Source organism: Paenibacillus sp. NPDC058174 (assembly GCF_042883865.1).
In the GTDB taxonomy this organism is placed as follows: domain Bacteria; phylum Bacillota; class Bacilli; order Paenibacillales; family Paenibacillaceae; genus Pristimantibacillus.
Genome location: NZ_JBHVUY010000001.1, coordinates 1,649,397 through 1,675,305 on the forward strand (window position 1 = coordinate 1,649,397; position 25,909 = coordinate 1,675,305).

27 protein-coding genes and 1 other RNA gene are annotated in these 25,909 nt (G+C 51.1%); 8 read left to right on the plus strand and 20 right to left on the minus strand.

Annotated elements, in window-relative coordinates:
* Positions 1 to 12 precede the first annotated feature (12 nt).
* Positions 13 to 1,005 (plus strand): lipoate--protein ligase, encoded by a 993-nt coding sequence (gene lplA, locus ACFVVF_RS07570; RefSeq protein ID WP_387806831.1) that lies wholly within the window; start codon positions 13 to 15, stop codon positions 1,003 to 1,005.
* 42 nt (positions 1,006 to 1,047) lie between these two features.
* On the opposite strand, the gene ACFVVF_RS07575 is transcribed toward lplA, so the two are convergent.
* Genes ACFVVF_RS07575 through ACFVVF_RS07585 form a run of 3 tightly spaced genes read right to left on the minus strand, consistent with a single transcriptional unit; the run spans position 1,048 to position 2,059 of the window.
* Positions 1,048 to 1,509, minus strand: a complete 462-nt coding sequence (locus ACFVVF_RS07575; protein WP_387806833.1) for a VanZ family protein — start codon at positions 1,507 to 1,509, stop codon at positions 1,048 to 1,050.
* A 40-nt stretch (positions 1,510 to 1,549) separates the two neighbouring features.
* Positions 1,550 to 1,849 carry a hypothetical protein gene (locus ACFVVF_RS07580; RefSeq protein ID WP_387806835.1) on the minus strand — a complete coding sequence of 100 codons (300 nt, stop codon included), beginning with the start codon at positions 1,847 to 1,849 and terminating at the stop codon, positions 1,550 to 1,552.
* Between the two features lie 12 nt (positions 1,850 to 1,861).
* Positions 1,862 to 2,059 (minus strand): YwbE family protein, encoded by a 198-nt coding sequence (locus ACFVVF_RS07585; protein ID WP_387806836.1) that lies wholly within the window; start codon positions 2,057 to 2,059, stop codon positions 1,862 to 1,864.
* Positions 2,060 to 2,189: 130 nt separating this feature from the next.
* Between ACFVVF_RS07585 and ACFVVF_RS07590 the strand changes: the two genes are divergently transcribed.
* A complete protein-coding gene (locus tag ACFVVF_RS07590; RefSeq protein ID WP_387806837.1) occupies positions 2,190 to 3,926 on the plus strand; it encodes a DEAD/DEAH box helicase in 1,737 nt (578 codons plus the stop codon).
* A gap of 388 nt (positions 3,927 to 4,314) precedes the next feature.
* On the opposite strand, the gene ACFVVF_RS07595 is transcribed toward ACFVVF_RS07590, so the two are convergent.
* From ACFVVF_RS07595 to ACFVVF_RS07610, 4 genes are all read right to left on the minus strand, one after another.
* Positions 4,315 to 5,055 carry a pseudouridine synthase gene (locus tag ACFVVF_RS07595; RefSeq protein ID WP_387806839.1) on the minus strand — a complete coding sequence of 247 codons (741 nt, stop codon included), beginning with the start codon at positions 5,053 to 5,055 and terminating at the stop codon, positions 4,315 to 4,317.
* Positions 5,056 to 5,058: 3 nt separating this feature from the next.
* On the minus strand, positions 5,059 to 6,720 hold the full coding sequence (locus tag ACFVVF_RS07600) for an RsmB/NOP family class I SAM-dependent RNA methyltransferase (protein ID WP_387806841.1): 1,662 nt from the start codon (positions 6,718 to 6,720) through the stop codon (positions 5,059 to 5,061).
* 100 nt (positions 6,721 to 6,820) lie between these two features.
* Positions 6,821 to 7,624, minus strand: a complete 804-nt coding sequence (gene yjbM / locus ACFVVF_RS07605; RefSeq protein ID WP_387806843.1) for a GTP diphosphokinase — start codon at positions 7,622 to 7,624, stop codon at positions 6,821 to 6,823.
* 17 nt (positions 7,625 to 7,641) lie between these two features.
* The gene (locus tag ACFVVF_RS07610) at positions 7,642 to 8,739 is read right to left on the minus strand and encodes a quinone-dependent dihydroorotate dehydrogenase (protein ID WP_387808900.1); all 1,098 of its coding nucleotides are present in this window, start codon (positions 8,737 to 8,739) and stop codon (positions 7,642 to 7,644) included.
* A 176-nt stretch (positions 8,740 to 8,915) separates the two neighbouring features.
* Between ACFVVF_RS07610 and ACFVVF_RS07615 the strand changes: the two genes are divergently transcribed.
* A complete protein-coding gene (locus ACFVVF_RS07615; protein WP_387806845.1) occupies positions 8,916 to 9,056 on the plus strand; it encodes a hypothetical protein in 141 nt (46 codons plus the stop codon).
* Here the strand turns inward: ACFVVF_RS07615 and ACFVVF_RS07620 are convergent, their stop codons facing one another.
* From ACFVVF_RS07620 to ACFVVF_RS07630, 3 genes are all read right to left on the minus strand, one after another.
* On the minus strand, positions 9,057 to 10,421 hold the full coding sequence (locus ACFVVF_RS07620) for a L,D-transpeptidase (protein WP_387806846.1): 1,365 nt from the start codon (positions 10,419 to 10,421) through the stop codon (positions 9,057 to 9,059).
* Positions 10,422 to 10,552: 131 nt separating this feature from the next.
* On the minus strand, positions 10,553 to 10,789 hold the full coding sequence (locus ACFVVF_RS07625; protein WP_042162825.1) for a ferredoxin: 237 nt from the start codon (positions 10,787 to 10,789) through the stop codon (positions 10,553 to 10,555).
* A 132-nt stretch (positions 10,790 to 10,921) separates the two neighbouring features.
* The gene (locus ACFVVF_RS07630) at positions 10,922 to 12,199 is read right to left on the minus strand and encodes a DNA polymerase IV (RefSeq protein ID WP_387806848.1); all 1,278 of its coding nucleotides are present in this window, start codon (positions 12,197 to 12,199) and stop codon (positions 10,922 to 10,924) included.
* Positions 12,200 to 12,414: 215 nt separating this feature from the next.
* On the opposite strand from ACFVVF_RS07630, the gene cimA reads away from it, so the two are divergent.
* On the plus strand, positions 12,415 to 14,028 hold the full coding sequence (gene cimA / locus ACFVVF_RS07635) for a citramalate synthase (protein ID WP_387806850.1): 1,614 nt from the start codon (positions 12,415 to 12,417) through the stop codon (positions 14,026 to 14,028).
* 50 nt (positions 14,029 to 14,078) lie between these two features.
* On the opposite strand, the gene ACFVVF_RS07640 is transcribed toward cimA, so the two are convergent.
* On the minus strand, positions 14,079 to 14,609 hold the full coding sequence (locus ACFVVF_RS07640; RefSeq protein ID WP_387806851.1) for a TlpA family protein disulfide reductase: 531 nt from the start codon (positions 14,607 to 14,609) through the stop codon (positions 14,079 to 14,081).
* 121 nt (positions 14,610 to 14,730) lie between these two features.
* Here ACFVVF_RS07640 and ACFVVF_RS07645 point away from each other — a divergent pair, with 121 nt between their 5' ends.
* The gene (locus ACFVVF_RS07645; protein WP_387806853.1) at positions 14,731 to 15,180 is read left to right on the plus strand and encodes a M67 family metallopeptidase; all 450 of its coding nucleotides are present in this window, start codon (positions 14,731 to 14,733) and stop codon (positions 15,178 to 15,180) included.
* On the opposite strand, the gene ACFVVF_RS07650 is transcribed toward ACFVVF_RS07645, so the two are convergent.
* From ACFVVF_RS07650 to ACFVVF_RS07660, 3 genes are read right to left on the minus strand one after another with little or no spacing between them, the layout of a single operon-like run.
* Positions 15,154 to 15,888, minus strand: coding sequence for a 3'-5' exonuclease (locus ACFVVF_RS07650; protein ID WP_387806855.1), 735 nt, complete (start codon positions 15,886 to 15,888; stop codon positions 15,154 to 15,156). The two genes, ACFVVF_RS07645 and ACFVVF_RS07650, sit on opposite strands and share 27 nt — an antisense overlap.
* Before the next feature lie 17 nt (positions 15,889 to 15,905).
* A complete protein-coding gene (locus ACFVVF_RS07655) occupies positions 15,906 to 16,973 on the minus strand; it encodes a DUF294 nucleotidyltransferase-like domain-containing protein (protein WP_387806857.1) in 1,068 nt (355 codons plus the stop codon).
* A gap of 41 nt (positions 16,974 to 17,014) precedes the next feature.
* Complete coding sequence (locus tag ACFVVF_RS07660; RefSeq protein ID WP_387806858.1) at positions 17,015 to 18,373, minus strand: ammonium transporter; 1,359 nt, start codon at positions 18,371 to 18,373, stop codon at positions 17,015 to 17,017.
* A 452-nt stretch (positions 18,374 to 18,825) separates the two neighbouring features.
* On the opposite strand from ACFVVF_RS07660, the gene ACFVVF_RS07665 reads away from it, so the two are divergent.
* Positions 18,826 to 19,266 (plus strand): MerR family transcriptional regulator, encoded by a 441-nt coding sequence (locus tag ACFVVF_RS07665; RefSeq protein ID WP_387806860.1) that lies wholly within the window; start codon positions 18,826 to 18,828, stop codon positions 19,264 to 19,266.
* A gap of 49 nt (positions 19,267 to 19,315) precedes the next feature.
* Positions 19,316 to 20,002, plus strand: a complete 687-nt coding sequence (locus tag ACFVVF_RS07670) for a zinc metallopeptidase (protein WP_387806862.1) — start codon at positions 19,316 to 19,318, stop codon at positions 20,000 to 20,002.
* Positions 20,003 to 20,050: 48 nt separating this feature from the next.
* Here the strand turns inward: ACFVVF_RS07670 and gltC are convergent, their stop codons facing one another.
* Together gltC and ACFVVF_RS07680 are read right to left on the minus strand one after the other, a co-directional pair.
* Positions 20,051 to 20,956: a glutamate biosynthesis transcriptional regulator GltC gene (gene gltC / locus ACFVVF_RS07675; RefSeq protein WP_387806864.1), complete on the minus strand. Its 906-nt coding sequence runs from the start codon at positions 20,954 to 20,956 to the stop codon at positions 20,051 to 20,053.
* Between the two features lie 39 nt (positions 20,957 to 20,995).
* Positions 20,996 to 21,643 (minus strand): rhomboid family intramembrane serine protease, encoded by a 648-nt coding sequence (locus tag ACFVVF_RS07680; RefSeq protein WP_387806866.1) that lies wholly within the window; start codon positions 21,641 to 21,643, stop codon positions 20,996 to 20,998.
* 96 nt (positions 21,644 to 21,739) lie between these two features.
* On the opposite strand from ACFVVF_RS07680, the gene tpx reads away from it, so the two are divergent.
* Positions 21,740 to 22,258, plus strand: coding sequence for a thiol peroxidase (tpx, locus tag ACFVVF_RS07685; RefSeq protein ID WP_387806867.1), 519 nt, complete (start codon positions 21,740 to 21,742; stop codon positions 22,256 to 22,258).
* Positions 22,259 to 22,349: 91 nt separating this feature from the next.
* Here the strand turns inward: tpx and ACFVVF_RS07690 are convergent, their stop codons facing one another.
* The 4 genes from ACFVVF_RS07690 to cshA form a co-directional block, all read right to left on the minus strand.
* The gene (locus ACFVVF_RS07690; RefSeq protein WP_387806869.1) at positions 22,350 to 22,748 is read right to left on the minus strand and encodes a DUF1499 domain-containing protein; all 399 of its coding nucleotides are present in this window, start codon (positions 22,746 to 22,748) and stop codon (positions 22,350 to 22,352) included.
* Positions 22,749 to 22,808: 60 nt separating this feature from the next.
* Positions 22,809 to 22,991: non-coding RNA, 6S RNA (ssrS, locus tag ACFVVF_RS07695), on the minus strand.
* 48 nt (positions 22,992 to 23,039) lie between these two features.
* A complete protein-coding gene (locus tag ACFVVF_RS07700; protein WP_387806871.1) occupies positions 23,040 to 23,822 on the minus strand; it encodes a YesL family protein in 783 nt (260 codons plus the stop codon).
* 331 nt (positions 23,823 to 24,153) lie between these two features.
* Positions 24,154 to 25,749 carry a degradosome RNA helicase CshA gene (gene cshA, locus ACFVVF_RS07705; RefSeq protein WP_387806873.1) on the minus strand — a complete coding sequence of 532 codons (1,596 nt, stop codon included), beginning with the start codon at positions 25,747 to 25,749 and terminating at the stop codon, positions 24,154 to 24,156.
* Positions 25,750 to 25,909 lie beyond the last annotated feature (160 nt).

The window sequence follows — 25,909 nt, forward strand, 5'->3', positions numbered from 1 at the left end:
GGAGAGACCGATATGCGTTTCATTAGCAACAAAGGCATTACCGACCCGACGCTTAACCTGGCACTGGAGGAATATGTGCTGCGGTCGCTGCCGGACGACGACGATTATTTGCTGTTCTACATAAACGAACCGTCTATCATTATCGGCAAGAACCAGAATACAGTTGAGGAAATCAATGCGGATTATGTGAAGGAAAACGGCATCCATGTCGTTCGCCGGCTTTCCGGCGGCGGCGCCGTCTATCATGATCTGGGCAACTTGAACTTCAGCTTTATTATGAAGGATGACGGCCAGTCCTTTCATAATTTCAAAAAATTTACCGAGCCTGTCGTGCGGGCGCTCCGCAAGCTGGGTGTTGAAGCTGAATTGACGGGCCGGAATGACCTGCAAGTCGGAGAACGGAAAATTTCCGGCAATGCACAGTTCTCCACAAAGGGTAAAATGTTCAGCCACGGCACGCTGCTGTTCGATTCCGAAATCGAAAATGTCGTCTCGGCGCTGAAAGTGAATGCAGAGAAATATGTATCTAAATCGACCAAATCGATTCGCAGCCGCGTAGCGAATATTTCTGAATTTTTAAGCGAGCCGATTACGATCGAGCAGTTCCGTCAAAGCATTCTCGCTTCGATTTTCGAAGATGAGCAAGAGATTCCGTTCTATGAGCTGACCGAGCAGGACGAGGCCAATGTGCGGAAGCTGGCGGAAGACCGCTATCGCAGCTGGGAATGGAATTACGGCCGTTCCCCGGCCTTCAATATGCGGCAGACCAAACGGATCGAGGGGGCTGGTACCTTCGACGTTCGCCTCCAAGTTGAGGAAGGCGTCATTGCCGGCGCTTCCGTATATGGCGACTTTTTCGGCCGCGGCGACAGCAGCGAGTTTGCAGACAAGCTGGTCGGCGTGCGTTACGATGCTGAAGCTTTAAAGGCCGTTTTATCCGATACGGACCTGCCTTACTACTTCGGACCCGTAACGCCAGAGCAATGGCTGGAGCTTCTTATTTAATAGCTTTTCCAGCAAAAAAAACCGGACACAAACCGCAAAGCGTCAAGCTTTACGGCTGTGTCCGGTTTTTTGCGGAATAAACCGCGTTCCGAAGACTAGCTTGTACACGCCGTAGCCGATCGCCGCACCCAAGCTGTTCAACAACACATCATCTACGTCCAGGCTGCCTCGCCTGGTTACCATCTGCAGCACTTCCAGCGTCGAGATAAACACAATGAAATTAATCATCATTTTCTTGAAGCCCCACCCGAATGCCAGCGGCAAGCAAACGCCAAACGGAATAAAGACGAGCACATTGCCGCCTATATTAATCAGCCAAGTAGTAAAGCTATAGTGGTCAAAGTAAATAAAATAGTTTTTGATCGTGGACAGCGGCATGAGGTTATACATCATTTCCCCGCCTCTTCTCGCCTGCCTGCCAAACCCGACAAACATCCAATATACTAACAGAAACGTATATAAGAAAATTGCGATCGCAGCCGCAGCGCGTACTACGATTCTCATTCGCCCACCCACTTCCGTATGCTCGTCCAAGCTCTGTTAACTACAAGTGAAAACGTTCCAGCTGGTCGAATAGTTTCTCGCGCTTCAAAATTTCGATCTGCTTCGGCCCAAGCAGATCGAAATGCGGATATTCTTCTCTGGCATGAATATAACGGGGATTAAGCCCGTTGTCTCTGCACCACGCCGCCAGCTTGTCGAGATCGGAACACCCGACCTTCGTGACGGTCTTCATATTTGGGAACCTGGGATCGAGCCAATAATGGGTCAAGTATGCAATCTCGCCTTGAGACACCTTTCGCTTCCATTCATTCATCTCGGCTCTCTTAATTCCGAATGCCACGCCGCTCGCTCCTTATGACCCGTGAATATGCTTAACGCGGCCGACTTGAAAGTCTGCCAGCCTCACTTTAATTCCATGCGGATGATTCGCCGATTTCGTCAGCAAATCTTTAACGATTCCCCGCGTCAGCTTCCCTGTCCGCTGATCCTGCTTCAATACAATATCGACCTCAAGCCCGGGCTTTACATGGGCGCGTTCTGTTCCGTTCACGGCAATCCTTCCTTTACAGCTAGCATTTTATGAAAAACAGCATAGCATATGCTGCCAAAAGATGCACATCTAGAAGACAACTGTTATACTAAACACCATACGAAACAGATGAAATGAGGAAATTAAACTAATGTCAACCGAATTCACGACCATGGGCATCATTCCCGAGCTTACGGACAAGCTTCATCACGAAGGAATTACAACGCCGACTCCCGTGCAGCAGAAGGCAATTCCCGTGCTGCTTGCAGGACAAGACGTCATTGCCCAAGCACAGACTGGAACAGGCAAAACGATCGCGTTTGCCTTGCCGATATTGCAACGAATCGACGTAACGAAGGAGCAGGTGCAGGCTCTCATCTTAACGCCGACTCGCGAGCTGGCGATTCAAATTACGAGCGAGCTAAAAAAGCTTGCACCTGTAGTTGGAGCTAAGGTGCTTGCCGCATACGGCGGCCAAGATGTCGTCGCCCAAATCCGCAAGCTGAACAATGCGCCACATATCGTTGTAGCGACGCCGGGCCGCCTGATCGATCATATGAAACGCGAGACGATCAGTCTCGGCAAGCTGCGCATGCTGGTACTTGATGAGGCGGACCAAATGCTTCATATGGGCTTCTTGTCGGAGGTTGAAGGCATTATCGATCAAACGCCTCGCGCGCGCCAGACGATGCTGTTCTCCGCAACGATGCCGGACGCCATTAAACGTCTTGCGGAAAATTATATGAAGACGCCTGTCGACATTCGGATCAAAAGCGCGAACGTTACGCTGGACAGCATTAAACAGCTTGTCGTCGAAACGACCGACCGCGGACGCCAGGATGCGCTTATTCACCTGATTCAGCAGCACCGCCCTTACTTGGCGGTCGTCTTTTGCCGGACGAAGGTACGCGCGAAAAAACTTAATGAAGCGCTGCAGGATCACGGCTTCGCTTCCGATGAGCTGCACGGCGATCTGACGCAAGCGAAACGCGAGCAAGTCATGAAGCGGTTCCGTGACGCGAGACTCCAAATTCTTGTTGCGACCGATGTCGCGGCCCGCGGCCTTGACGTTGAAGGCGTGACCCACGTCTTCAACTACGATGTGCCGCAGGATTCGGAAATTTACATCCACCGGATCGGCCGTACCGGCCGCGCGGGACAACGAGGCGTTGCCGTAACGCTCGTATCGCCGTATGACCGGGGGGCGATTCAGCACATCGAGCGCAGCATTAATGCCGTTCTCGAACGGAGAGCAATCGACTCGGAAGGCAATCTTATTGCAAGCAGCACGCCGAGAGCTTCAGCCAAAGCTTCCGACAAAGGCGGCAACGGTGCAGAGCGCGGCGGACGCCGCGGAGGCGGAGAGCGCAATGCGAAAGCAGGCGCGAATGATCGCGGCCGTGGTCGCGGCGGCAGCAGTGCTGGCAGAAGCGGCGGCAGAACCGCACGCGACAACCGGACTGGAACTGGCAGCAGCAGGAACAAACGCAGCGAAGCCGAAGTATCCGGCGTAAGCGAGAATCCTTGGCAGCAAGAGCGCGAAACCGCCAGAGGTTCGCGCAGCGCAGGCGCTGCTGGCCGTGGAGGCCGGAACGGTGCTCCTGCACGTGAAGGACGAGGCTCGCGCGGCGAAAGCGGCGCTTCTGCACGCGAAGGCCGGGGCGTACGCAACAGCGGTGCTCCTGCACGTGATGGCAGAGGCGCACGCAGCGCCGGATCGCCAGAGGGGCCAGCATCATGGGGCGGTACACGCAGCTCCAGCAAGGAGCGCAGCGAACGCTCCTCCAGCGGCAGCCGTAGCGGCGGCGGCAAGTCAGGCGGCCCGCGCTCCAGCAGCCGGGGCACACGCCCGTCCGGCCCATCCGGCAATCGCCGCGGACGCAGTTAATAACATCAAACAACGGGCTCGGTACAATTGCCGAGCCCGTTCATTTGTCCTTAAGTTCCCTGCCCCGAAACGCTGCTCCTCTTTCTCCCCCAGATGCCCAAATGTATTGGAACCGTGATATCCGTCCATTCGAAACCGGGCTTTTTACATATGATAGAGTATACCGAGCGGCAAGGCGTCGACTGCATAACCGCCGGAATTTATGTACGGGGAGGAATTTGCATGTCTGGTGTACATGGAGGCTCGGCAGCAGGGTTCATCCTGGTCCTGTTCATTCTTCTGGTTATCATCTCCAGAGGGATTTGGTAAGCACCCCCTCTGAACTCAAAACATGCGAAAAAACCGCAGGGAGTTTAGCTCCCCGCGGTTTTTTTGGTTTGATAAGCCTTTAGCCGCGCCTCCTAAGAAGCTCCAGCTCCTCCTCCGTCAATTCGCGGTAAGCCCCTTCCTCAAGCTGCTCATCGAGTGCAAGCGGCCCCATCGACACCCGCTTCAAGTGGATCACTTTTTTGCCGACCGCTTCGAACATCCGCTTTACTTGATGAAACTTGCCTTCCATGATCGTTAAGGAAATAGAAGACACGACGCTCTCACCCGCCTGTTCCTTGCCGTTAATAGCGAGCTCTGCCGGCATCGTCACATAACCGTCATCAAGTGTTACGCCTGCTGCAAAAGCCTCTTGATCCGAGGCGCCAACGTCTCCTTCAACGCGAGCCTCATAGGTCTTAGGAACATGCTTTCGCGGCGAAAGCAGCTCATGTGCCAATTGACCGTCGTTCGTCAGCAGCAGCAGTCCAACTGTATCTTTATCTAACCGGCCGACAGGAAACGGCTCCATAATCTGATCGTCGATTTCAAGCAGATCAATTACGGTTCTCTCCCGCCGGTCCTCCGTCGCTGAGATAACACCCGGAGGTTTGTTGAGCATCAAATAAATAAATTCACGATAGACGACAGCCTCTCCGTCAACCGTTACTTCCTGCACCTCCGGATCAACCGTCAAGCCGCTGTCCTTGGCTGTTTTTCCGTCCACCTGTATAACGCCCTGCTTAACCAGCTTTTTAATTTCGCTTCTCGAACCGTAGCCGGTATGAGCAAGAAGCTTGTCCAGCCTCATTTTCTTCGCCATTGCCTAGATCAACCTCCATCCTGCCGGGAGCTCGTTTTTGAGCATTCTGCCATCGGCATATTTCCCCCACCCCAGCGGGAATCCATCCACGCATACGAGCACATAGCCTTTAAAAGGGGGTGTATTAATTCCGCGCTCATTCTCCTCATCCGCGGATACGTTCAACTTAGGAGGCTCTACAAATAGCGTTTCCCCCTTCAAATAACGTACCGCACTCGGATCGTCCGCGCTCCAATTGAGTGTACGCAGCGCCTCTTCTTGGCGCAAGCCCATTGCCAGCGGCTGCGACGGCTCGAACACCCCGCGGCTGTTCATTTCGCCAATGAACCAGCCTGCGCGGATGACGCGAAGACCATCCAGCGGCGGCAGCCCCTGCGGCTGTAAATATATACGGGAACCGTAGGCTTGAAGCCGGGCTGTCCCATCATCAAATACGCCGGAGAGCTGCGCTTCTGCAAAAGCCCGCCAAGCGGCCAACGGGTCCAAGGCCGTGTCTGACTGGCGGGACGCACCGCTCCCTTTGCCGCCAGCCGTCTTGCGAAGCTTGCCGTCTTTCCCGGAGCCGCCGCGTTTCTCTGATGCCCGCAACGCGGCACCGTTATCTCCTCTGCCTCCGCGATGGTCAGCCCTCTTTCCATGCGAAGGCCGCGGCTCAAACGATACATCGCCGGCTTCCTCCAGCTCCAACTCACGGCTGCTGCCGCCTTCGCCATTGTCTTTACGCTGAAGCAGAGCGGCGTAATGGCCCTCGCCTTCAATGTTTTGCGGCCACAGCCTGACGGTTCCGCCAATAAACGCAAGCCGCTCATCAGAGAGGCCAGCCGTTTCGCTTTCCGCAAGCCAATCGGGCTGTCCGCTTGTCCACCCATACTGCGGCTTAACCGGCACCACTTCAAAATCCGGATGCTCCGCCAAAAACAATGCAATCTGCGCTTCGTTCTCCTCCGGTGAGAACGTACAGGTCGAATAGACCAGCTTCCCGCCGGGAGCGAGCATTTGTGCCGCATCCTTCAAGATGGAGCACTGCATGACCGAGCAGCGCTCGATGGAATGCTTTTCCCATTCCGCGATCATCGATTCGTCCTTGCGGAACATGCCTTCGCCAGAACATGGAGCATCGACGAGTATCCGGTCGAACCAACTGCTGAACACTCGGGCAAGCGCAGCAGGTTCCTCATTCAGAACAACGGCATTACGAACACCGGCCAGCTCGATATTTTTCGCCAATGCCTTCGTTCTCTCCTTCGCGTTGTCATTGCTGACAATGACGCCGCTTCCTTGCAGCTTCCCGGCAATTTGCGTCGATTTGCCGCCTGGTGCCGCACATAGATCGAGAACGCGGTGTCCCGGCTGCACATCCAGCAGCTCAACCGGCGCCATCGCGCTTGGCTCCTGGATATAATACAGGCCGGCATGATAATGCGGATGCTTCCCGGGTCTCTCCCCTTCTGCGTAATAAAAGCCGTCCTCTGCCCACGGAATCGGCCGAACGGCTTCGCCAAGCGGGGACAGACTTTTCCAATGCGCCGTATCCAGCTTCAGCCGGTTAATACGGAGACCATAAACGCGCGGAGCCTGATACGAATCGATGAATCTTTCGTATTCCTTGCCGCCGAGCAGCTTCTCCATCTTATTAGTAAATGCAAGCGGCAAAAAGCCAGCCATATAAGTTCCTCCTGATGATTTGGTCAAGCCATCCATAAAGAACCCCCTCGACGCGCCGCATGGCATGACAAGGGGGTAAGCAAGAATAGCCTTAAGCCGTTCAGCTCTGGTTATTCTTCTTGGCGCGAATAATGGCCGCCTCAATATCCATCGCCAGCTGCTTCAAGCCGAACATATCATTCTGCTCCCACAGCTCATTGAATTTCATTTGAAATTGCGCCGCTTCCCGGATCCGGTGATAGAAGTAGAGATCCTGAATGCTGCTCAGCACCTTGGAGACCACATTGGCCCCTTCCTCGAAGCCCCGCTGCGCATCCAATATTTCATGCCGGATGCTCGACATTTCGGTATCCAGCTGAAAAGCCGCCTCCGCCGCTTTCTTCAGCCTTTCCTTCACATCCTCCGGCAGGCTTTCCTTATACTTATAATTGAGCGAATGCTCAATCGTTGCCCAGAAGTTCATCGCCAGCGTCCGGATTTGAATTTCCGCCAGCACGATTTTTTGGCCAAGCGCCGTTTGCACCGGATATTCGACAATCATATGGTAGCTGCGGTAGCCGCTGTCCTTATAATTCGTAATGTAATCCTTCTCGTATACGAGGGACAAGTCTTTGCGCGAGCGGATAAGCTCCGCCACACGGCGGATGTCGTCCACGAACTGGCACATAATCCGAATGCCGGCAATGTCCTCAATTCCGGTCTCCAATTGATCCGCCGGAACGTTTAGACGCTTTGCCTTCTCCAGTACGCTCGATATTTTCTTCACCCGGCCGGTGACGAATTCGATTGGGGCATACGCCTCCCTCATTTTGAGCTCTACCCGCATCGTCTTAAACTTTACTTTCAGCTCTTCAACCGCTTGTTCATATGGCTGCAAAAAAAGATTCCAGTCTCTTCCGTCCATCCGGCCGCCTCCTGTTCCTATCGATGATCTGCGCCTACTGCTTCCGTTATGCTGCGGTAGCCGTCCTTTCGCAATTTTTCCTTCAGACCATTCGTCAATTCACGCAATACATCCGGTCCTTTATATATAAATGAAGTATAAATTTCGACGAGCGACGCCCCTGCGCGAATTTTATCGTATGCGTCCTCCGCTGTAAAAATACCGCCGGAGCCGATGATCGGAAGCTTGCCCTCCGTCAGCTTATATACGGTTCGTATCACTTCCGTCGAACGCTCTTTAAGCGGCAAGCCGCTCATACCGCCCATTTCGCCGGCATTGGCATGAGTCAAGCCTTCGCGGGATAACGTCGTATTAGTTGCGATAATGCCGGCCACGCCGCTTTCCTTAATGGTCGCTACCGTCAGCTCAAGCTGCTCGTCCGTCATATCCGGCGCAATTTTCACAAGCACCGGCTTCGGCTGTGCTCCCGTCTTGGCTGCCTGAAGCTTCATTTCCTCCAGCACCTCGGACAGCAGCGTACGCAGCTCGTCGCCATGCTGCAGCGCCCGAAGATCAGGCGTGTTCGGCGAGCTGATGTTGACGACAAAAAAGTCGCCATGCGGATATAACACTTTTATGCAGGCGCGGTAATCTTCGTGCGCAAGTTCATTGGCCGTCGCTTTGTTTTTCCCGATATTGACCGCGACCGGCACACGGTGAATGGTGCGGCGCGCCAATTGACGGGCCATCGCCTCCGCTCCGTCATTGTTGAAGCCCATCCGGTTAATCAGCGCCTCGTCAGTCGGAAGCCGGAACAGTCTCGGCAGCTCGTTGCCAGGCTGGCCCTTTGGCGTGACGGTGCCGACTTCAGCGAATCCGAAGCCAATGCTGGAAAACGTATCGATCGCCTTCGCGTTTTTATCCAGTCCCGCTGCAAGGCCAACCGGATGCGGGAAGCGCAAGCCAAAGAGGTTAACCTCCAGCTCAGGAGCCTCGCTCACGCCATACATCGCATTCATGAGGCCATTCACACCGGGAATTTTCCCGGCTGTATGACAGCCGTCAATGATCAGGTGATGGGCTTTCTCCGGGTCCATCCGGAAAAGTACAGGTTTAAGTAATGAAGAATAAAGCAATTGCATTCACATCCGTTCCCAATTGTATGTCCTAACGAACAGTTTATCTTTTTTGGATGAAAAAGAAAAGAGCTTGTCAGCTATGTTGACAAGCTTCCATCATTGCGGATATCCGCGAAAACGATTACAATGTAGGTGTAATGTTTCTACTTTATTAATAGAAAGGTTGAATGTCGATGAGCTCTGCAAAAAGAATGCCTCCGTCTCTGAAAACCAAACCTAAAGAAGAGGTTAACAAAAAGGCGCTAGTCTGGATCGGCTCCATCATTGGCGTCGTCGTGATCGCTGTAGCCGTCCTTCTTATTGTCAGCAATTAATCAATTCAACCATCGATACACTTTAGCGGGATTGCTTTCATTGGCCTGCGGCTCCAGCTTGAAACGTTCTGCAGGCGCCGCAGCTTTAGACGGCAGAGTCCCGTTTTTTATTGTGACAGCCGTTCCCAGCGGCACCAGGTCAAACAGCTCCTCCACATCGGCTTTCCCCATTCTGATGCAGCCAAGCGATTTGTCCAGCCCAATGCTGTCCGGTTCATCTGTGCCATGAATCGCGTACAGCGTATTCGACAGTGTCATGCCCCGGCTGCCAAACGGGCCATCCTTCTTGCCATTCGGATTCCGCACCTTCTCGCTAATGTAGAAAGAGCCTTCCGGCGTCTCATCACCGCCTAACCCGACGGGGTAGCTGCGTACGATAATATCGCCGCTCACAACCGCCAGTCTATGCGTTGCTTTGTCTACGACAATCTGCAGCGGCTGCCTCCACTGCTTATGCACCGCTTCCGTTCCGGGCACGAACATCGCTGTCTGCTCTTGTCCCTTCCCATCAACTTGGCCTTTGCCGGAATCCTTCTCTTCCCGATCTGCCTTCACCGCTGCCAGTACTGCGCTGAACATCACCCGCATCTCCGGCGTGTCTCCAGATAAGACATTATACGGATATGAGCGTGTCAGCTGCTCCAGCTTCTGCGGCCAGCCGCCATACATCCGGTTATATTGATAAATCGCGCTTGCCAGCGTCCAGCGAAGCTCCTGCTCCTCTGCCCAGTTGTCCAGCTCTTTCTTGGCGACCGATGAATCAGCAGGCTGGCAGTTGCATGCAGCCGAGTCATGCATCCGGACATTCATCGCGGAGCTTCCCTCTTCCCGGTTGACGGACATCAGAATCCGCTTCGTTCCCGTCCATTTGCGCCAGCCGTCCTCTTCCTCTAATCTGACGGCCAAAGCCAGCTTGGGCTGCTCCGGCCATGCCAAGATACCGTTCCATGCGCTTCCGATTGGACCGCGATCCCCCAGCTTAACGAGCACAACTCCAATAGGAGGCGCAACCGGCTGCATCGCAATTGCATCATCCGTTACCGTCTCCACCCGTTCTGTGTTGGATGGCATCAAGAGGACGAACAGCAAAAATACAGCGGCCAGTCCTGCAACCCGGCGCACCAGCCTTTTTCGCTGCTGGCGTTTATTCCAGTGCTGCAGCATCTCTTGCGGCTGCTCCGCCAGCGGATGCCGTTTTCTCTCATACGCATCGTAAATTTCACCGGATTGCAGAAAGCAGTAATTCGCTTTTGCATCCATTCCGCGCAGCATATATTGCTTCCCCAGCAAGTACCATGCCATCTTGTTATCGGGATGCTGGTTGACATATTGCTTCATATATAGTGTATCGTCTGTCGTCTCCACGCCTATCCCTCCAAACCGAGTATATCTTTATATATCGGCAGGCAGGCGGAACTTTTGATCCTTATCGGCAAAAAAAAGCTTCCCGCAGCCGGCTGTTGCCGGTTATACGAGAAGCTTTTCCGATACAATAATTACATATTAAACGGTTCGTCCGCGATTTTAATGGAATCCGTAGGGCATCCGTCGCAAGCATCTTGAAGATCATCGAACAGATCCTCAGGAATTGCTGTGTTGCCGGTATTGCCGTCATTATTGTAAATAACTTCCGCAATGCCTTCATCGTCATAATCATAAATATCAGGCGCAGTTGCGCCGCAAGCGCCGCACGCGATACAGGTATCTTTCTCTACCCATGTAAACTTAGCCATCGTATAGTTCCCTCCCGAGCAATGATAAACGGATACAGTACATATATATGCTTGTCTTCCGCTTGCTTATGAATAGTGTAAACCTTCACTCATCAATATATAACAACTATCGCTTGTTGGCAACAATGACCGTTAATTTACGGGATCTCCTTCGTCTCGCTGCAGGGAGGTTCCGCGGAGCCGTTTGTTGCGGATCAGAGCGGAAGGATCGTCTCCCAGCATGCCTGCCGTCAGCACCGCATCCTCGCCAAATTTATCGCGCAAGAGGTCCATCGCTTTGGTGAGCGCCTCTTTGCGCGGCTGCTGTTCATAGTCGAATAAATCAAGCTGCACGGCCGTTTCGGCTTGCGGAGACAAGTTTTGCAGCGTAATGCCCAGAAGCCTTACCGGTTCTTTGCTGCGCCAGTGCTCATCGAATAACCGGCAGGCTTCCCGATAAATATCATCGGCTGTGTTAGTGGGCGAGCGCAGCGTGCTGGAGCGTGTAATCGTCGACATATCCGGTTTGCGGATTGTAATCTGTACAGTAGCTGCCATCAGCTTTTGCCGGCGCAGCCTTCGGCCCGTCTGATCCGCCAAATTGAGCATAATCCGGTGTACATCAGCCCGCTCCGTCACGTCATGAGGCAGTGTGGTCGTATGGCCGATCGATTTATTGCTGCCGCGATCTGGATTGACCTCGGAATGGTCGATGCCGTGTGCAGCAGCCTTCATCCATGAGCCCATAACGCCGAATTGCTTCGACAGCATATGCTCGTCTGCAGCCGCCAATTGCCCGATCGTATGAATATGAAGCCGCTTCAGCTTCTCCGCCGTCTTCTTGCCGATGCCAAACAGCGTGTCGCTTGGCTTCTCCCACAGCAAGCCAGGCACATCGCGTATGCGAAGCACCGTCATGCCGTTCGGCTTGAACATGTCGGACGCCATCTTGGCAAGGAGCTTATTGGGAGCCACGCCAATGGAACAGGGCAGACCCCATTCCTTTTGAATACGCTTCTGGATCGTCTCTGCAATTTCCAGCGGTGTTCCGAAAATTTTGGAGCCGGTAATGTCCATATAGCATTCGTCGATCGAGATCGGTTCAACAAGCGGCGTATATTCCCGCGCAATTGCCATGAAGCCCCGGGAATATTTCCGATATAAATAGAAATCCGGCTGAATAATAATAAGAGCTGGACAAAGCTTGGTCGCTTGCCTCACCGTCATTCCGGTTTTTACACCCTTAGCTCTGGCTGCATAAGAACAGGTAACGATAATGCCCTTTCGGAGCTCGACGCTGCCGGCTACCGCCGTCGCTTTTCCTTTATATAGCTCCGGATTCTCCGCCTCATGGACAGAGCAATAGAACGCATTCATATCCAAATGGAGAATGACCCGTCCCTTTGCCGGATAATTTTGTTCCACATTCATTGTATGCCACCACCGTTAACAGAGGAACGACTTACTGTCATAATTAGTTATATCCAGCATACAACCGATCACTTGTTCGCGTCAATGCAGCAGCCCTTGCAGACAAGCTCGCAAAGGAAAATAAATTGCATCATCCTCTCTACATTCCGTGCAACAAGTGTTATAATAATACATTATGATTTGTAAAGGCTATCAGTGAAGGAGGCGTCCCGGCAATGACAACATCCATTTCGATATTTGACACGACGCTGCGTGACGGAACACAAGGCGAAGGGATCAGCCTGTCAGCGGATGATAAATTGAAAATTGCGCAAAAACTCGACGCATTGGGCGTTCATTATATTGAAGGCGGCAATCCAGGAAGCAACAACAAAGATATCGAGTTTTTCCAACGGGTAAAAGGCTTAAATCTGCAAGCGAAAATTACGGCTTTCGGCAGCACCCGCCGGAAGTTCAGCTTGGCTGAGCAAGATGCGAGCCTGCTGCGTATCGCTGAATCTGGCGTGCCGGCTGCAACGCTTGTCGGCAAGTCATGGGACTTTCATGTCCACACTGCGCTGCAAACGACACTGGAAGAAAATCTTGCGATGGTCTACGACTCCATCGCGTTCCTGAAGCAAAGAGGCATGGAAGCGATGTTCGATTCCGAGCATTTCTTCGACGGCTACAAGAACAATCCGGACTATGCGCTGGCTGTGCTGCGCAAAGCACAAGAAGCAGGCGCTGACTGGCTCGTTCTGTGCGACACGAACGGCGGAACGCTGCCGGGAGAAATTCATGAAATCGTCAGCCGGGTTCGCCAGGAGCTCTCCGCTCCAATCGGCATTCACACCCATAATGACTGTGAGCTGGCTGTTGCCAACACTTTGGCAGCCGTACAAGCAGGAGCCCGTCAAGTGCAAGGCACGATTAACGGCTACGGCGAGCGTTGTGGCAATGCCAACCTCTGCTCGATCATTCCGAACCTGCAGCTCAAAATGAACTACGATTGCCTATCCGACGACAAGCTCAAGGCATTGACTGGAACAGCGAGATATGTGAGTGAAATCGCCAATGTGAGCATGCCGGTAGGTCAGGCCTACGTCGGCAACGCAGCATTTGCGCATAAAGGCGGTATTCACGTATCTGCTATTATGAAGGATTCCAAGACGTATGAGCATATTCAGCCGGAACTCGTCGGCAACAAGCAGCGTATTCTCGTGTCTGAGCTTGCGGGACAGAGCAATATCATTTCCAAAGCTCAAGAGCTTGGCCTTGATATCAATGCCAACAATGAGAAAACGAAAGAAATTATGGATCATATCAAGGACTTGGAGCACAAGGGCTATCAGTTCGAAGGTGCTGACGCTTCGCTGGAGCTGTTGCTTCGGGAAGCATTTGGCGAGACGAAGGAAACGATCAAGGTCGATTCGTTCAAAATGCTCGTTGAAAGTTCCAAAGGCAATATGATGTCTGAAGCGATCGTCAAGCTCAATGTTGACGGGCATCCGGTATATACTGCCGCAGAAGGCAACGGCCCGGTTAACGCGCTGGACAATGCGCTCCGCAAAGCGCTGATTCCTTATTATCCAAAGCTGGAGGAAATCCACCTCTCCGACTATAAGGTTCGCGTCTTTGACGAAAAGGATGCAACGGCTGCTAAAGTTCGCGTGCTGATCGAATCGACAAATTCAGAATCGACTTGGAGCACTGTTGGCGTATCGAGCAATGTAATCGAAGCCAGCTGGGAAGCTCTCGTTGACAGCCTGCGTTATGCCCTGCTCAGCATGCCGAAGTCTTCGGCGGCTCCTGCTGACAGCCTGGAGCGCATTGGACTTGTCAATCATTAATAACATAAACAACGCCCGGCAGGAGCCATTGCTCCGTCGGGCGTTGTCGTTTATTTATATTTCGCGATGAGACGCTCCCATTCCGCAATCGGAATGACGCCATTGATTCTTTCCCGGATAACGCCCTCCGAATCGATCAGGAACGTGGTCGGGAATGTGTTGACTTTATACTGCTTCGTCACGTCTCCTTCTCTGTCCATTAGAATCGGAAACGTAAATTCATGCTCCTTCACGAACTCACGGGCAGACCGCTCTTTATCAAACTTGGTCGCATTCACGCCATACAAATTCATCTCGTCGCCGTATTTCTCTTGAAGCGCCTGCAGGTCAGGTGCCTCAAGCTCACATGGACCACACCAGGAGGCCCAGAAGTTGACGAAGCTCAGCTTATCCTGCTTGCCCCCTACTCCATAATCCTTCTCATCGAGTCCGGGCAGTTGAAATTCGGCAGCTACGGATCCTGCTTTCGGCTTGAAATCTACAGCTGCAGCTGTAGAGGAGCCGTCCTTGGATATGTATTGATAGATAGCCAGCCCTGCCAATACAAATGCTACAATAAATAACGCCGAGGCGCGTTTCATGCTGTCCCTTCTTTCCGTCCATTCATTGCCTACATGTTACCATGTCAGGCATGCAAGCTCAAGCAACGCCCATGGCAATTCCGTGAAAACCAATGCCGTCTGAGAGGTGCATGTTATCACTATGGCTCAAACGAATGCTTTTATACCTATAACAAGGGAAGCTCATGACGATCTTCTTGCCATTTGCAGCCGTTCCTTGCCGAACGAAGCTTGCGGATTATTGTTAACAGCCGATTACGGCGGGCAAAAGCAGATCATTACTGGCGTTCATGAAATCGTTAATGCGCACGAGCGTCCGCAGCAGGCTTTTTTGTTCGAGCCCTCCTCCTGGATGAACGCCTTCTTCGAAACGCAAAAAAACCGGCAACGCATTGCCGGCCTCTTCCACTCTCATCCCACATCGGAAGCGCGCCCTTCTCATGAAGATGAAATAGGACTGCCGCTTGCCGGGGACGGTCTCTGTTATTGGATCGTTTCGCTTCAAAACGCTGCTCCGGCCGTACAACCATATATCCGTATGAACGGGCAGTTTATGCCGTATCCCTTAATGTTTGCTAAGATAAGCATATAGATCGCCTAGAGTTGTAATGTTCCGCTCCAAAATCCGGCGTAAATAATGCTGCCACAACTGCGCCGTCATAACGGAGTCCTGGAGAGCATGATGCCGTTCGGTAATCGGAATCCCGGCATCCTCAAGCAAATCATCCAGCGCATAGGATGCCCTTCTCGGATCAAGCCACTTGGCTACCAGCATCGTATCGAGCACCCGATGGTTCAAATTGATCTTGGACGTGCGCCAAAGCGCCGCATTCAGAAATTGCTTATCGTGGCCCGATGCATGGGCAATCAGCAGCCGTTTGCCGATAAACTCCATAAAATCATGCAGCACTTGCATCAAATCAGGAGCGTCTTCTGCCATTTCATTCGTAATGCCGGTCAGCTCAACGATAGCCCGGGGAATTCTTCTTCTAGGATTGACAAGGCTGTAGAAGGATTCCTGCTCGCAAATTTCAACTCCGCGCATGACCACAGCGCCAAAGGAAATAATCTCATCGCCATTCGACGGGTAGAAGCCTGTCGTCTCCAAATCGAATATGACCACTTCTAGCTCGATAAGCGGTGTGTTCAGCATCGACTGCTTGCGCTGCTCCCTGTTGACGGAACGAATAAACGCCATCTGCTGCGCATTTTGCGAACCCAGCATCGAAGCGATTGCGGGCGTAAATCCGCCCATTTTATATAAGTTCCACATTCTGCCGACACCTTTAGGTTCCTTCATAAGTATCTGCCACCGCCTTACGTAAGCCTTCCCATCGTTTGCTTGTATACTTTGCGCTGAAGCTTCTTCCCCAACCGGAGGGCACTCTTTAATTCTTCCGTCATTTCCTTCGTTAATTTCCTGCTGGGCAGCTTGCCATTATTGCCATAGAGCCCATTCTCGTAATGCTCTGTTGTCATGAGACGAAGCCTCATTACAAGGCGGAAAGCCTGCTCATACGCCGCCGCCTCTGGCGAATGCAATTCCTCCAGCTCTACCAGCCTGCGAATGCGCATTAAAGTTGACGTATCACGTATACCCGCTTGAATGGCAAGCAGCCGGATCGCATTAACCATCGGTATATATGCGCCATATTTAATATCGAGACTGCCCGCATCCTCCCCGTACTGCTCTTTGAGCAAATGGCCGAAAATGCCTAACAGCACTTTATGTCTCATCGTATTGTCCAGCATCCGTTTGACGATAATCGGATGATTCAGCATATCGGTGAAAAAATGCTCCTTTAGCTCGTCAAGCAGCCGGGTGCTGCCGTGAATAGATCGTCCGTCTGCCATAATAAGCAAATGACGGACTGATTCCCATACCGGTTCTTGAAACCAGCCGTTCAACTGCTGCTTCCATTCGCTGGAGGACATGCACCACTCTGGAGTGCTGCTAAGCACATTGCCTTCGCATGGAGGGTAGCCGTTCGTTTGAAGCATGTTCACGATCAATTCGGATAATTGCCGAAAATAATGCTGAGTGGCCGCCGGATCTGACACTGGATCTTGATAGACAATTCCGCTGTCTTGATCACTGGACAATGTCTGCTCCCTCCGTCCTCCGCTGCCGAACAATAAATATGCGTAAGGCACGGGGGGAGAACCCTTCCCCGACCGTGCCATTTCCGCTTCTGCAATAACGATGGTGCGCCGGATAAAGGCGTCATGCACTTCGTTTAATTGCTCATTAAATTGTTCGACTGGACTCGCCCAGAGAAGAGCTTCCATCTGCTCGTGTACTTGATCCCGCAGTTCGCGCAGCATCTCCACATGATCGGCATTGCCGATTTGCTTCAGCAGCTGCATTCGGACCGGATCAGCCATTCCCTCGTCCTCTCCTCTCAGTCAGCCCGTCGTTTAATAGATTAACCTTGAATATTGTTTTGACCTGCTTTTTTCAATTGCTCAGGATAACCATAAGCGCCATGCTCACTGAGGTCAAGACCGATAATTTCTTGCTCTTCTGTTACGCGGAAGCCCATGATCAGCTTCATAACACCCAATACAAGGAACGATGCTGCAAGTACGAATGCGCCAGCTACGACAACGGATTCGAATTGCACCCACAATTGCTTCCAGCTTCCTGTATCGATTAGGCCGCCTTGACCAACGCCCACTTTTTCAGCCAGTTCTTGAGTAGCGAAGATGCCGTTAGCGAGTGTACCCCAGATACCGGCAACACCGTGTACAGACAAAGCGAAGATTGGATCATCGACTTTGATTTTTTCGAAAAACTTAGCACTGAAGAAGATCAGTACGCCGGCAACCAAACCGATAACTACAGCAGCCCAAGGCTCAACGAATGCGCAAGATGCCGTAATGGCTACCAGACCTGCAAGCGTACCGTTCAAAGTCGTCGTAATATCTGCTTTGCCTAGTACTGCCCAAGAGATTAGAAGAGCGGCGAATGCGCCGGCACCTGCGCCGAGCATCGTCGTAAAGCCTACATAACCGAAGAATCCGTCACCGATAGCAAGTGTGCTGCCTGCGTTAAATCCAAACCAGCCAACCCACAGAAGCAATACGGACAATGCCGTAAATACTTGGTTGTGACCCGAAATTTCATTCGCGGAACCATCTTTATTGAACTTGCCGATACGCGGCTTGAGCAATACCGTTGCTGCGAAAGCGGCAAGAGCGCCTGATAAGTGAACGACTGTCGAGCCGGCGAAATCTTGCGCGCCGTCTTCAGCAAGCCAGCCGCCGCCCCAGATCCAGTGAGCGACTACCGGATAAATAACAGCAATAAATATAACCGTAAAAATTAAGTAGGAAGACAATTTGGCGCGTTCTGCGAAGCCGCCCCATGCGATGGAAAGTGACACGGCAGCAAATGCCAGTTGGAACAGGAAGAATACCGATTGCGGTACGCCTTCGCCATCACCGGCATAACCGGGATTGAAGAAGAAATCGCCCCAGCCGATAAAGCCGTTGCCGTCCCCGCCAAATGCAATGCCATATCCGATTGCCCAATAAATAAGTGCCGCAAGACCTGCAGTGAAAATGGTTTTGCCAGCAACGTGTCCGGCGTTTTTCATCCGGGTGGAGCCCGTTTCAAGAAGAATAAATCCGCCTTGCATAAGCAGGACGAGTACGAATGCGATCATGACCCAGAGTGAGTTGATTCCAACATCCAATGATTTTACGGATGGTTCATCGGCAAATGCCATTGCCGGGAATACCAAACTGAGTGCACCTAATGTTACTAATAACTTCTTGACCACGACGACCACTCCCTTAGTGTTATGTTTCCTTACATTCTAGGAAAGACTTAATGTCATTATAGTCAGAAGTGCTCAGTTTGACAATACAATTTATTCATTTTATCAAAAATAATCTAACGTTCGTGTCTCCAAAAGACCTTAATGTTAAGTTTTTTCACAAATCGGGAGCATTTTTACTCCTCCTCACCCCCTATTCTTCGCATTTTGTTTCTATTGAATCTATTTGACCTACTATAGGCCTGGGTACAAGCTTATTTATTCCACTAAATTACATCGCAATGTAACACGTTTGACTGTATGGTTGCTTTACGATTATCATTAGAGTATAGGCAATACGCCCCAACGCCCCTCTGAGCAGCGAAGCTTACCGCTTCGAAATATAAGTGCCTGTATATAAAAGAATCCTATACATACTTATATTAAAGAAATGAAAAAGGAAGGAAGGTGGTTGCATGGAGGCTATTAAGCTGTACCGCATAGGAGAGCTCGCTAAACTGGCGAATATTAGTGCCCGTACAATTGATTTCTATACGTCCATGGGCCTAATCGAACCGTCCGAAAGATCGGCCAAAAACTATCGCCTCTATAATGATGAAACTTTGCTTCGTCTGGAACGTATTGAAAAATTGAAGAAAGAAAAATACACGCTTGATGAGATCAAAGCAAACTTAGAGGCTTGGGGCAATGTCACGGCAGAGGAGCAGGTTTCTCAGAAGCTGATGGATTTGCAGCAGCATTTGAGCCAGCTGGAGCGGGAAGTGAAGGAGCTTGAGCCTGTACTGAAGCAAATGAAGCCTAGGCAGGCGAACAAGCTGTACACGCGCCTGATGCCGCAGACAGCCGCATGCATCGAAGCGCTTATGCTTCTGATCAATAAAGGGAACTTTATGTAGAAGAAGCGAACCTGTATTAAAAACCAGATATTATGAATGGAGGTACACCATGTTATTTTTTCATCCTATGGACTTTCTGATTCTAATCGCCTTTGCGGTCTCTATATGGGCTCAGTTCCGCGTTAAGGGTACTTTCAACAAATGGGCCGAGGTTCCCGCTATGAGCGGTCTAACGGGCTATCAGGCCGCGAGAAGGATGCTCGACAACAATGGCCTGCATGATATCCCAATCGAACCGGTACGCGGCCGCTTGACTGACCACTACGACCCTATTAACCGGGTTGTCCGTCTGTCGGAGCCAGTCTATTACGAAAACTCGATCTCTGCATTGTCTGTTGCCTGTCACGAGGTTGGACATGCAATCCAGCACAAAGAACATTATCCGATGCTCGTGCTTCGCCACCGCATCTTCCCGATCGTAAATATCGCTTCCGGCGCTGCGCCATTCCTGCTGATTGCCGGCTTCTTGTTCAGCCTTACCGGCTTGATTGGCCTTGGCATTATCTTCTTCTCCGTAGCCGTAGCCTTTCAGCTCATCACGCTGCCAGTCGAGTTCAATGCCAGCAGCCGTGCCCGTGACCTGATGGTCGCTGAAGGCTTTATCGCCAATGAGGAAGAACGCGGAGTTGCTAAAGTATTGAACGCAGCCGCCTTAACTTATGTAGCAGCTGCATTAATCTCGCTGCTCGAGCTCATCAAGTACGTTATGATCTTCACTTCTTCCCGGGACGAATAATCGAAAAGCAGCAATAAAAAAAGGTATCCCGCTTGGGGATACCTTTTTTTATTGCTGTTTTTTCAGCAGATCATGAAAATAACGAACCAAGAAGCCGTGGAATACTTTTGCTACAAGCGGAAGCTTCTCACCGGAACGATGGATAATGCCAATATTTCGGGTAACGAGCGGATTGCGGATGCGGACTTTCGCCGGCTCCAGCAATCCGGTATGATGTAGCGCCATCTCAGGCAGCAGACTTACGCCCATGCCGGCCGCAACGAGTCCTCTTATCGTCTCCGTCTCCTCGCCTTCGAAACCGATTTTAGGGACAAATCCAGCCTCCTGGCATGCCTCCCATACGATCGGACGAAGGGAGTAGCCTTCACTGAACAAAACGAAGATGTCGTCCTTCAGCTGGTTAAGCTCAATCGATTCTTCCTTCGCCAACCGGTGATTTGGAGGAAGAATGGCATAAAGCTCCTCCGTCAGCAGTACTTCCCCGCAAACATGCTCATGCTCATCCGGGAAGGGCGATATGAAGGCAAGATCAATCTCGCCTTTCACCATATCGCGAATGAGAGTCGGGTACATCCCTTGCTTGAACCTAAATTTAACATTCGGGTGAAGCTTGCGGAATGCCGCAACAACCTGCGGAATAAGCGAGATGCCAAGGCTGTGGGGAAACCCCAGCCGGATCTCTCCCTTCTCCGGGTCAAGAAATTCGTGAATTTCAACGACCGCCCTCTCCAGATCGGTCAGAATGACCTCCGCCCGCTTCAGGAAGAGCTGGCCGACCGGAGTCAGCTGCAAATTCCGCCCCTTCTGGAGAAACAGCTTAACGCCAAGCTCCTCCTCCAGCTGGTGAATTTGCCGGCTGACCGCCGACTGCGCCACATGCAGCTCCTCAGCCGCTTGGGTCACATGTTCTTTTTTGGCTACTTTGACGAAGTAGTAAAGCTGACGAAGTTCCATATCTTCTCCTTATCTTAAGCTCTTCCATTTTCTAGCCTGCTATCTTATCCTCTTTCTTCGCACCATCGCCCGGTCAAAGCTGCTGTACAGCAGGAACCCGGCTAATCCGCCTCCGACATGTCCCCATAAGCTGATTTGCGGGGTGATGACCGAATAGATCAAGCCGAAGATCAGAATGGTGTATACCGTCTTCCTGGAGCCCTCATCGAGCCAAGCCTTACGGAACAGCGCAATATACAGAAACGCGCCGTAAACGCCGTAAATAGCGCCTGAAGCGCCTACTGCATGAACACCGTTATCCCCAAGAAGCACGGCCATTAAAGCAGTAAATGCGTTGGCTAGTATGCCGCAAAGCAGATAAAAAACGCCATACCTTACTTTACGTAACAAGTGCTCCAAAGGTGGCGCAAATACGAGAAGAGAAAACATATTAAACAGCAAATGCATAAAACCTGAATGCATAAACATCGAGGTTACGTACCGCCAGGGCTCTTTTAAACCAAATGGGTCGATGCTTGTATCTGTATAAAAGGACCCGTATTTATACAAATGATAATTATAATCGTCAGTCGCAATTCCGCTTAATTCGACGATAATAAAATAAACGATATTCAGGGCAATGATGCATGCCGTTACCGGGTACATCCGCAAATAACCTCGAAAGCTTTCATAGCGCATAAAGATCATGTTGTCTGTCACCTCTCAATTATTGGACAATGCAGATTCATTACGATTATAATAAATTTGGTATCGACCATTCAAAAATGAGGAGGATGTTGTTATATGTCACAAACTCGTACTGGTGCTGCCACATTCAAAGGCAACCCAATTACATTAATCGGTCCGGAACTGAAAGCTGGGGACAAAGCTCCTGATTTCGTTCTGAACAAATCATTGGTTGAAGAGGTTTCCTTGAAGGACTTCGCCGGCAAAGTAAAGCTCGTAAGCGTAGTACCATCCATCGACACTGGTGTATGCGACGCTCAAACTCGTCGCTTCAACGAAGAAGCTGCTAATCTCGGCGACAATGTTGTCATTCTTACGGTTAGCGTTGACCTTCCGTTCGCGCAATCCCGCTGGTGCGGCGCAGCAGGTGTTGATAAAGTAGCTCTGCTGTCCGATTACAAGCACCGCAGCTTCGGCGAAGCTTACGGCGTATATATCCAAGAGCTTGGCCTGGACCAGCGCTCCATCTTCGTCATCGATGCTAACGATACGATCACTTACGTAGAGTATCTCCCCGAAATGACGGAGCATCCAAATTACGAAGCAGCAATTCATGCTGCAAAAGCGCTCGTTTAAACGAAACCGACAAGCCATACATAGCCTAAAACGGCTATACGCACAAACAAAGCGAGTGAAGGGAAACCCCTTCCTCGCTTTTTTAATCTATTTATTTGCTGCCGCTACTAACTTTATAAGCAGCCAGCTTCTTGTCCAGCACACGAAAAATATCAAGAATGACGCGATAATTGGAGCCCAAATCTCCCATAGAGCCGCGTGACGCAGAATAGACGTCTACAGCGGAATTAACTGGATTGACACTAATTACGGATACCGTAATATCCATCGTTCTGCCGAATGCCGTTTTTTTCTCAACGACGATCTCCCCGACCGACTGAACCTCGTGCAAAACTTTATAGCCTTGCATCTTCTTCAACGTTGATACAACTTCCTCCCAAGCCTTATCCTTGGAAAGCTTGTAGAAATGCGACTTCAGCAGCGGATCTTTAGCTTTGTCGCCGGTCTGCTCATGACTCCGCAGCAACCCGATTAAGGTCCGCTTCAACAACAACAATCTCCCCTTCCAGCATCTATGTAGCACCCTATATATAAACGCCTGAATAAGCAGAAAAAACCCGCCTATGCCGTCCGACTTACATGTTTCTGAACCCGCTCTCGCAGGTGGGTCTCCGCAGAAGCGATTTTGATGTCCCCTTTCGAGGGCATATCAGCGGCGCTCCAATTTAGGAATCCCGTAAAACAGCCATTGGTTCAAAACAATGAAAAGCCGAAACGAACATCGCAGGATGTACTACTTATTATAGACGTTACGGCCCTAATTGTAAACTTTCTGAGCATGCTATTTATTGGTCGGGTTTTGCCCCTCGTCTGCAAGCTCCACAAACTCGTTTTCTTCCTCTTGCGATTGCTTTGCTTTCTCAGCCTGCTCCTGCAGCTTCTGATAGATCAAGTGAAAGTTCCAGAACGACAGATAAGCGATGATGCTGCCCATGAAGAATGGAATCAGGAAAGTGAAGCGCGTACTCATGTAAAGAACGACGCCAGCCATAATAGCCGTGGAGAACGACCGAATCGGTTTGCCAATCGTAATCAAAACGGCATTTTTAAGCAATTGAAACGTTTTCATATGATAATGGGCGAGCATGGAGAAGAAGTTGAACAGCGACACTACAAGAAGCAGCAGCAGCGCGATAAAGATATACGACATCAAATTCAATTGTTTCTGATAGACGATAAAATCGACGATCATAATGCCGAACAGCAGCGTATACGCAATGCCGCCAATCATGCTTTGGAAATAGTTTTCTTTGTAGCTGCGGAAATATGTTTTGAAAAGCGGTACATCCGTCTCGCCCATCACCCATTTCCTTGCAACGGAGAACATGGCAGCGGTTGCGGGAAACAGCGTAAACGGAGCTACGATGCCCATAAACACCAAAGCTGTGTACAACTGGTTCATAATGGCTTGATCATCTGCATTCGCCGGGCCCATCATCAAGCCGCCCCATGCGAAGAACACAAAAGGAATGGAGCAAGCAATCCACAATACATTAATTACAGCCAGCCGCATAATCCACTCGGAAATTTTGTAAAACCCGCCCATCAAGCCTCTTGGTTCCATTCCATCTGCCTCCACGATTGTAGATTCTAATTCTTTTTGAACGGCAGGCCATCGTCTAAACGGCTATGACCCACTGGCATACGATATAGAGTAATCACCCGTACATCGTTCATTAAAGGAGGTTGCTGCATGAGCAACGTTGGTTACGGCGGTCGTTTGGACTTCGACGGGAGTCATCTTTATAAATTTCAGACTTCTGGTCATCGTTATAAGATCGTACAGTTCTAACGACTGACTGCCATAGTTCCTCGTCCTAAAAAGAAAAACCAGAGAAGTCGGGATGCCCGCAAGGCATAACGGACTTCCCTGGTTTATTGGAGCAAGGCCTGTCTCAGTTATTTACATAGTCTTCGGAAGAGCTTTTCGGACGGCGGGATTCGCCGCTGCGTCCTTCACTGCTGCGGTTCCGGTTGCCGTTGTCACGGTTGCCATAGCCGCCTGAATTGCTGCTGTTGCCGCGATAGCCGCCGCCGCTGGAACGACGATCGTCGCGTCCACGGTAGCCCCCGCCACCGTTGCCGCCGCGATTGCCGCTGCCGCCGTTGAACGAGCTGCCGCCAGAATAACGGCGTCCGTTCGAGCGAATGTCCGGCTTGCGTTTTTTCGCGCGAAGCGGCTCTTCAGGTGTCAGTTCAACGTTAACATCCTTCTTCTCGCCTGTCAGCAGCTTAATTGCCGCTGCAAGCAGATGAACGGAGTCATATTGATCCAGCAATTGAATCGCAATGCCTTTGTATTCCGAGCTCTCATCATTGCTGACTGTCTCCAGAATACGCTCAGCAGTAACGCGTTGTTTGCCTTCAATCGCTTCCGCAAGGCTAGGAAGCGGTTTGCGGTTGATGCGCTGGCGCGTTACTTTCTCGATAAAGTGCAGGTGATCGGTTTCGCGAGGCGTTACGAACGACCATGCAGTACCTTCTTTGCCTGCCCGGCCCGTACGGCCGATCCGGTGAACATAGCTTTCAGGATCTTGCGGCAAGTCGAAGTTGATAACATGCGTTACGCCCGATACGTCGAGACCGCGTGCTGCAACGTCCGTTGCCACGAGAACATCAATGCTGCCGTCGCGGAATTTGCGCATGACGTTATCGCGCTGGTTCTGCGACAAGTCGCCATGCAAGCCGTCAGCGGAATAGCCGCGTTTTTGCAAGCCTTCGCTCAGTTCGTCTACCCGGCGCTTCGTACGTCCGAAGATGATAGCCAGCTCTGGGGATTCCATGTCGAGCAAACGGCTAAGCGCTTCGAATTTCTGGCGCTCATGCACTTCAATGTAGCCTTGATCGATCAGCGGAGCCGTTACTTGCTTCGGAATAACCGATACATGCTCAGGGTTTTTCAGGAACTGCTGAGCCAGCTTTTGAATGTTCGGAGGCATAGTAGCCGAGAACAGCATCGTTTGGCGGTCTTCCGGTACAAGCTTCAGAATGGATTGAATATCTTCCATGAAGCCCATATCCAGCATTTCGTCCGCTTCATCAAGCACGACGGTTCTTACGTCTTCAAGACGGATCGTTTTGCGGTTGATATGATCCAGCAAACGTCCTGGCGTTCCGATAATGATTTGCGGTTTCTTTTTCAATGCGCGGATTTGGCGGCCGATTTCTTGACCTCCATAAATTGGCAAGGAACGAAGACCTTTGTATCGAGTCAGCTTCCCGATTTCCTCAGCTACTTGGATAGCGAGCTCACGGGTCGGCGTCATAATTAATGCGACGATTCGTTCTTCGCTAGTTGGAATTTTGTTAATCAACGGAATTCCGAATGCAGCTGTTTTCCCTGTACCGGTCTGTGCTTGACCGATCATATCGCTACCTGTCATTGCGATTGGAATGGACTTGTCTTGGATCGGAGTGGATTCCTCAAACCCAAGCTCTGTAATTGCCTGCAACACTTTCGGTTCCAGGCCAAATTCAGCAAATGTTTTCAAACTTTCTCATACTCCTTTTTATCTGCAGCCTACTTAAAAATATCTGAATCATTATAGCATAAATATCGATACGAATACCAGTTAACTGAAAAAAGCCATACTAACCGAAAATTGATGTCATGTTTGCCATGCGGCATTTAAGCCCGTTTTCAGCTTAAAA

Bases quoted from the DNA above. Each gene is read 5' to 3' on its own strand.
- lplA (WP_387806831.1), top strand. From the start codon at position 13: ATGCGTTTCATTAGCAACAAAGGCATTACCGACCCGACGCTTAACCTG.
- ACFVVF_RS07575 (WP_387806833.1), bottom strand. From the start codon at position 1,509: ATGAGAATCGTAGTACGCGCTGCGGCTGCGATCGCAATTTTCTTATAT.
- ACFVVF_RS07590 (WP_387806837.1), top strand. From the start codon at position 2,190: ATGTCAACCGAATTCACGACCATGGGCATCATTCCCGAGCTTACGGAC.
- ACFVVF_RS07595 (WP_387806839.1), bottom strand. From the start codon at position 5,055: ATGGCGAAGAAAATGAGGCTGGACAAGCTTCTTGCTCATACCGGCTAC.
- ACFVVF_RS07600 (WP_387806841.1), bottom strand. From the start codon at position 6,720: ATGGCTGGCTTTTTGCCGCTTGCATTTACTAATAAGATGGAGAAGCTG.
- yjbM (WP_387806843.1), bottom strand. From the start codon at position 7,624: ATGGACGGAAGAGACTGGAATCTTTTTTTGCAGCCATATGAACAAGCG.
- ACFVVF_RS07615 (WP_387806845.1), top strand. From the start codon at position 8,916: ATGAGCTCTGCAAAAAGAATGCCTCCGTCTCTGAAAACCAAACCTAAA.
- ACFVVF_RS07625 (WP_042162825.1), bottom strand. From the start codon at position 10,789: ATGGCTAAGTTTACATGGGTAGAGAAAGATACCTGTATCGCGTGCGGC.
- ACFVVF_RS07630 (WP_387806848.1), bottom strand. From the start codon at position 12,199: ATGAATGTGGAACAAAATTATCCGGCAAAGGGACGGGTCATTCTCCAT.
- cimA (WP_387806850.1), top strand. From the start codon at position 12,415: ATGACAACATCCATTTCGATATTTGACACGACGCTGCGTGACGGAACA.
- ACFVVF_RS07640 (WP_387806851.1), bottom strand. From the start codon at position 14,609: ATGAAACGCGCCTCGGCGTTATTTATTGTAGCATTTGTATTGGCAGGG.
- ACFVVF_RS07645 (WP_387806853.1), top strand. From the start codon at position 14,731: ATGGCTCAAACGAATGCTTTTATACCTATAACAAGGGAAGCTCATGAC.
- ACFVVF_RS07650 (WP_387806855.1), bottom strand. From the start codon at position 15,888: ATGAAGGAACCTAAAGGTGTCGGCAGAATGTGGAACTTATATAAAATG.
- ACFVVF_RS07655 (WP_387806857.1), bottom strand. From the start codon at position 16,973: ATGGCTGATCCGGTCCGAATGCAGCTGCTGAAGCAAATCGGCAATGCC.
- ACFVVF_RS07665 (WP_387806860.1), top strand. From the start codon at position 18,826: ATGGAGGCTATTAAGCTGTACCGCATAGGAGAGCTCGCTAAACTGGCG.
- ACFVVF_RS07670 (WP_387806862.1), top strand. From the start codon at position 19,316: ATGTTATTTTTTCATCCTATGGACTTTCTGATTCTAATCGCCTTTGCG.
- gltC (WP_387806864.1), bottom strand. From the start codon at position 20,956: ATGGAACTTCGTCAGCTTTACTACTTCGTCAAAGTAGCCAAAAAAGAA.
- ACFVVF_RS07680 (WP_387806866.1), bottom strand. From the start codon at position 21,643: ATGATCTTTATGCGCTATGAAAGCTTTCGAGGTTATTTGCGGATGTAC.
- tpx (WP_387806867.1), top strand. From the start codon at position 21,740: ATGTCACAAACTCGTACTGGTGCTGCCACATTCAAAGGCAACCCAATT.
- ACFVVF_RS07700 (WP_387806871.1), bottom strand. From the start codon at position 23,822: ATGGAACCAAGAGGCTTGATGGGCGGGTTTTACAAAATTTCCGAGTGG.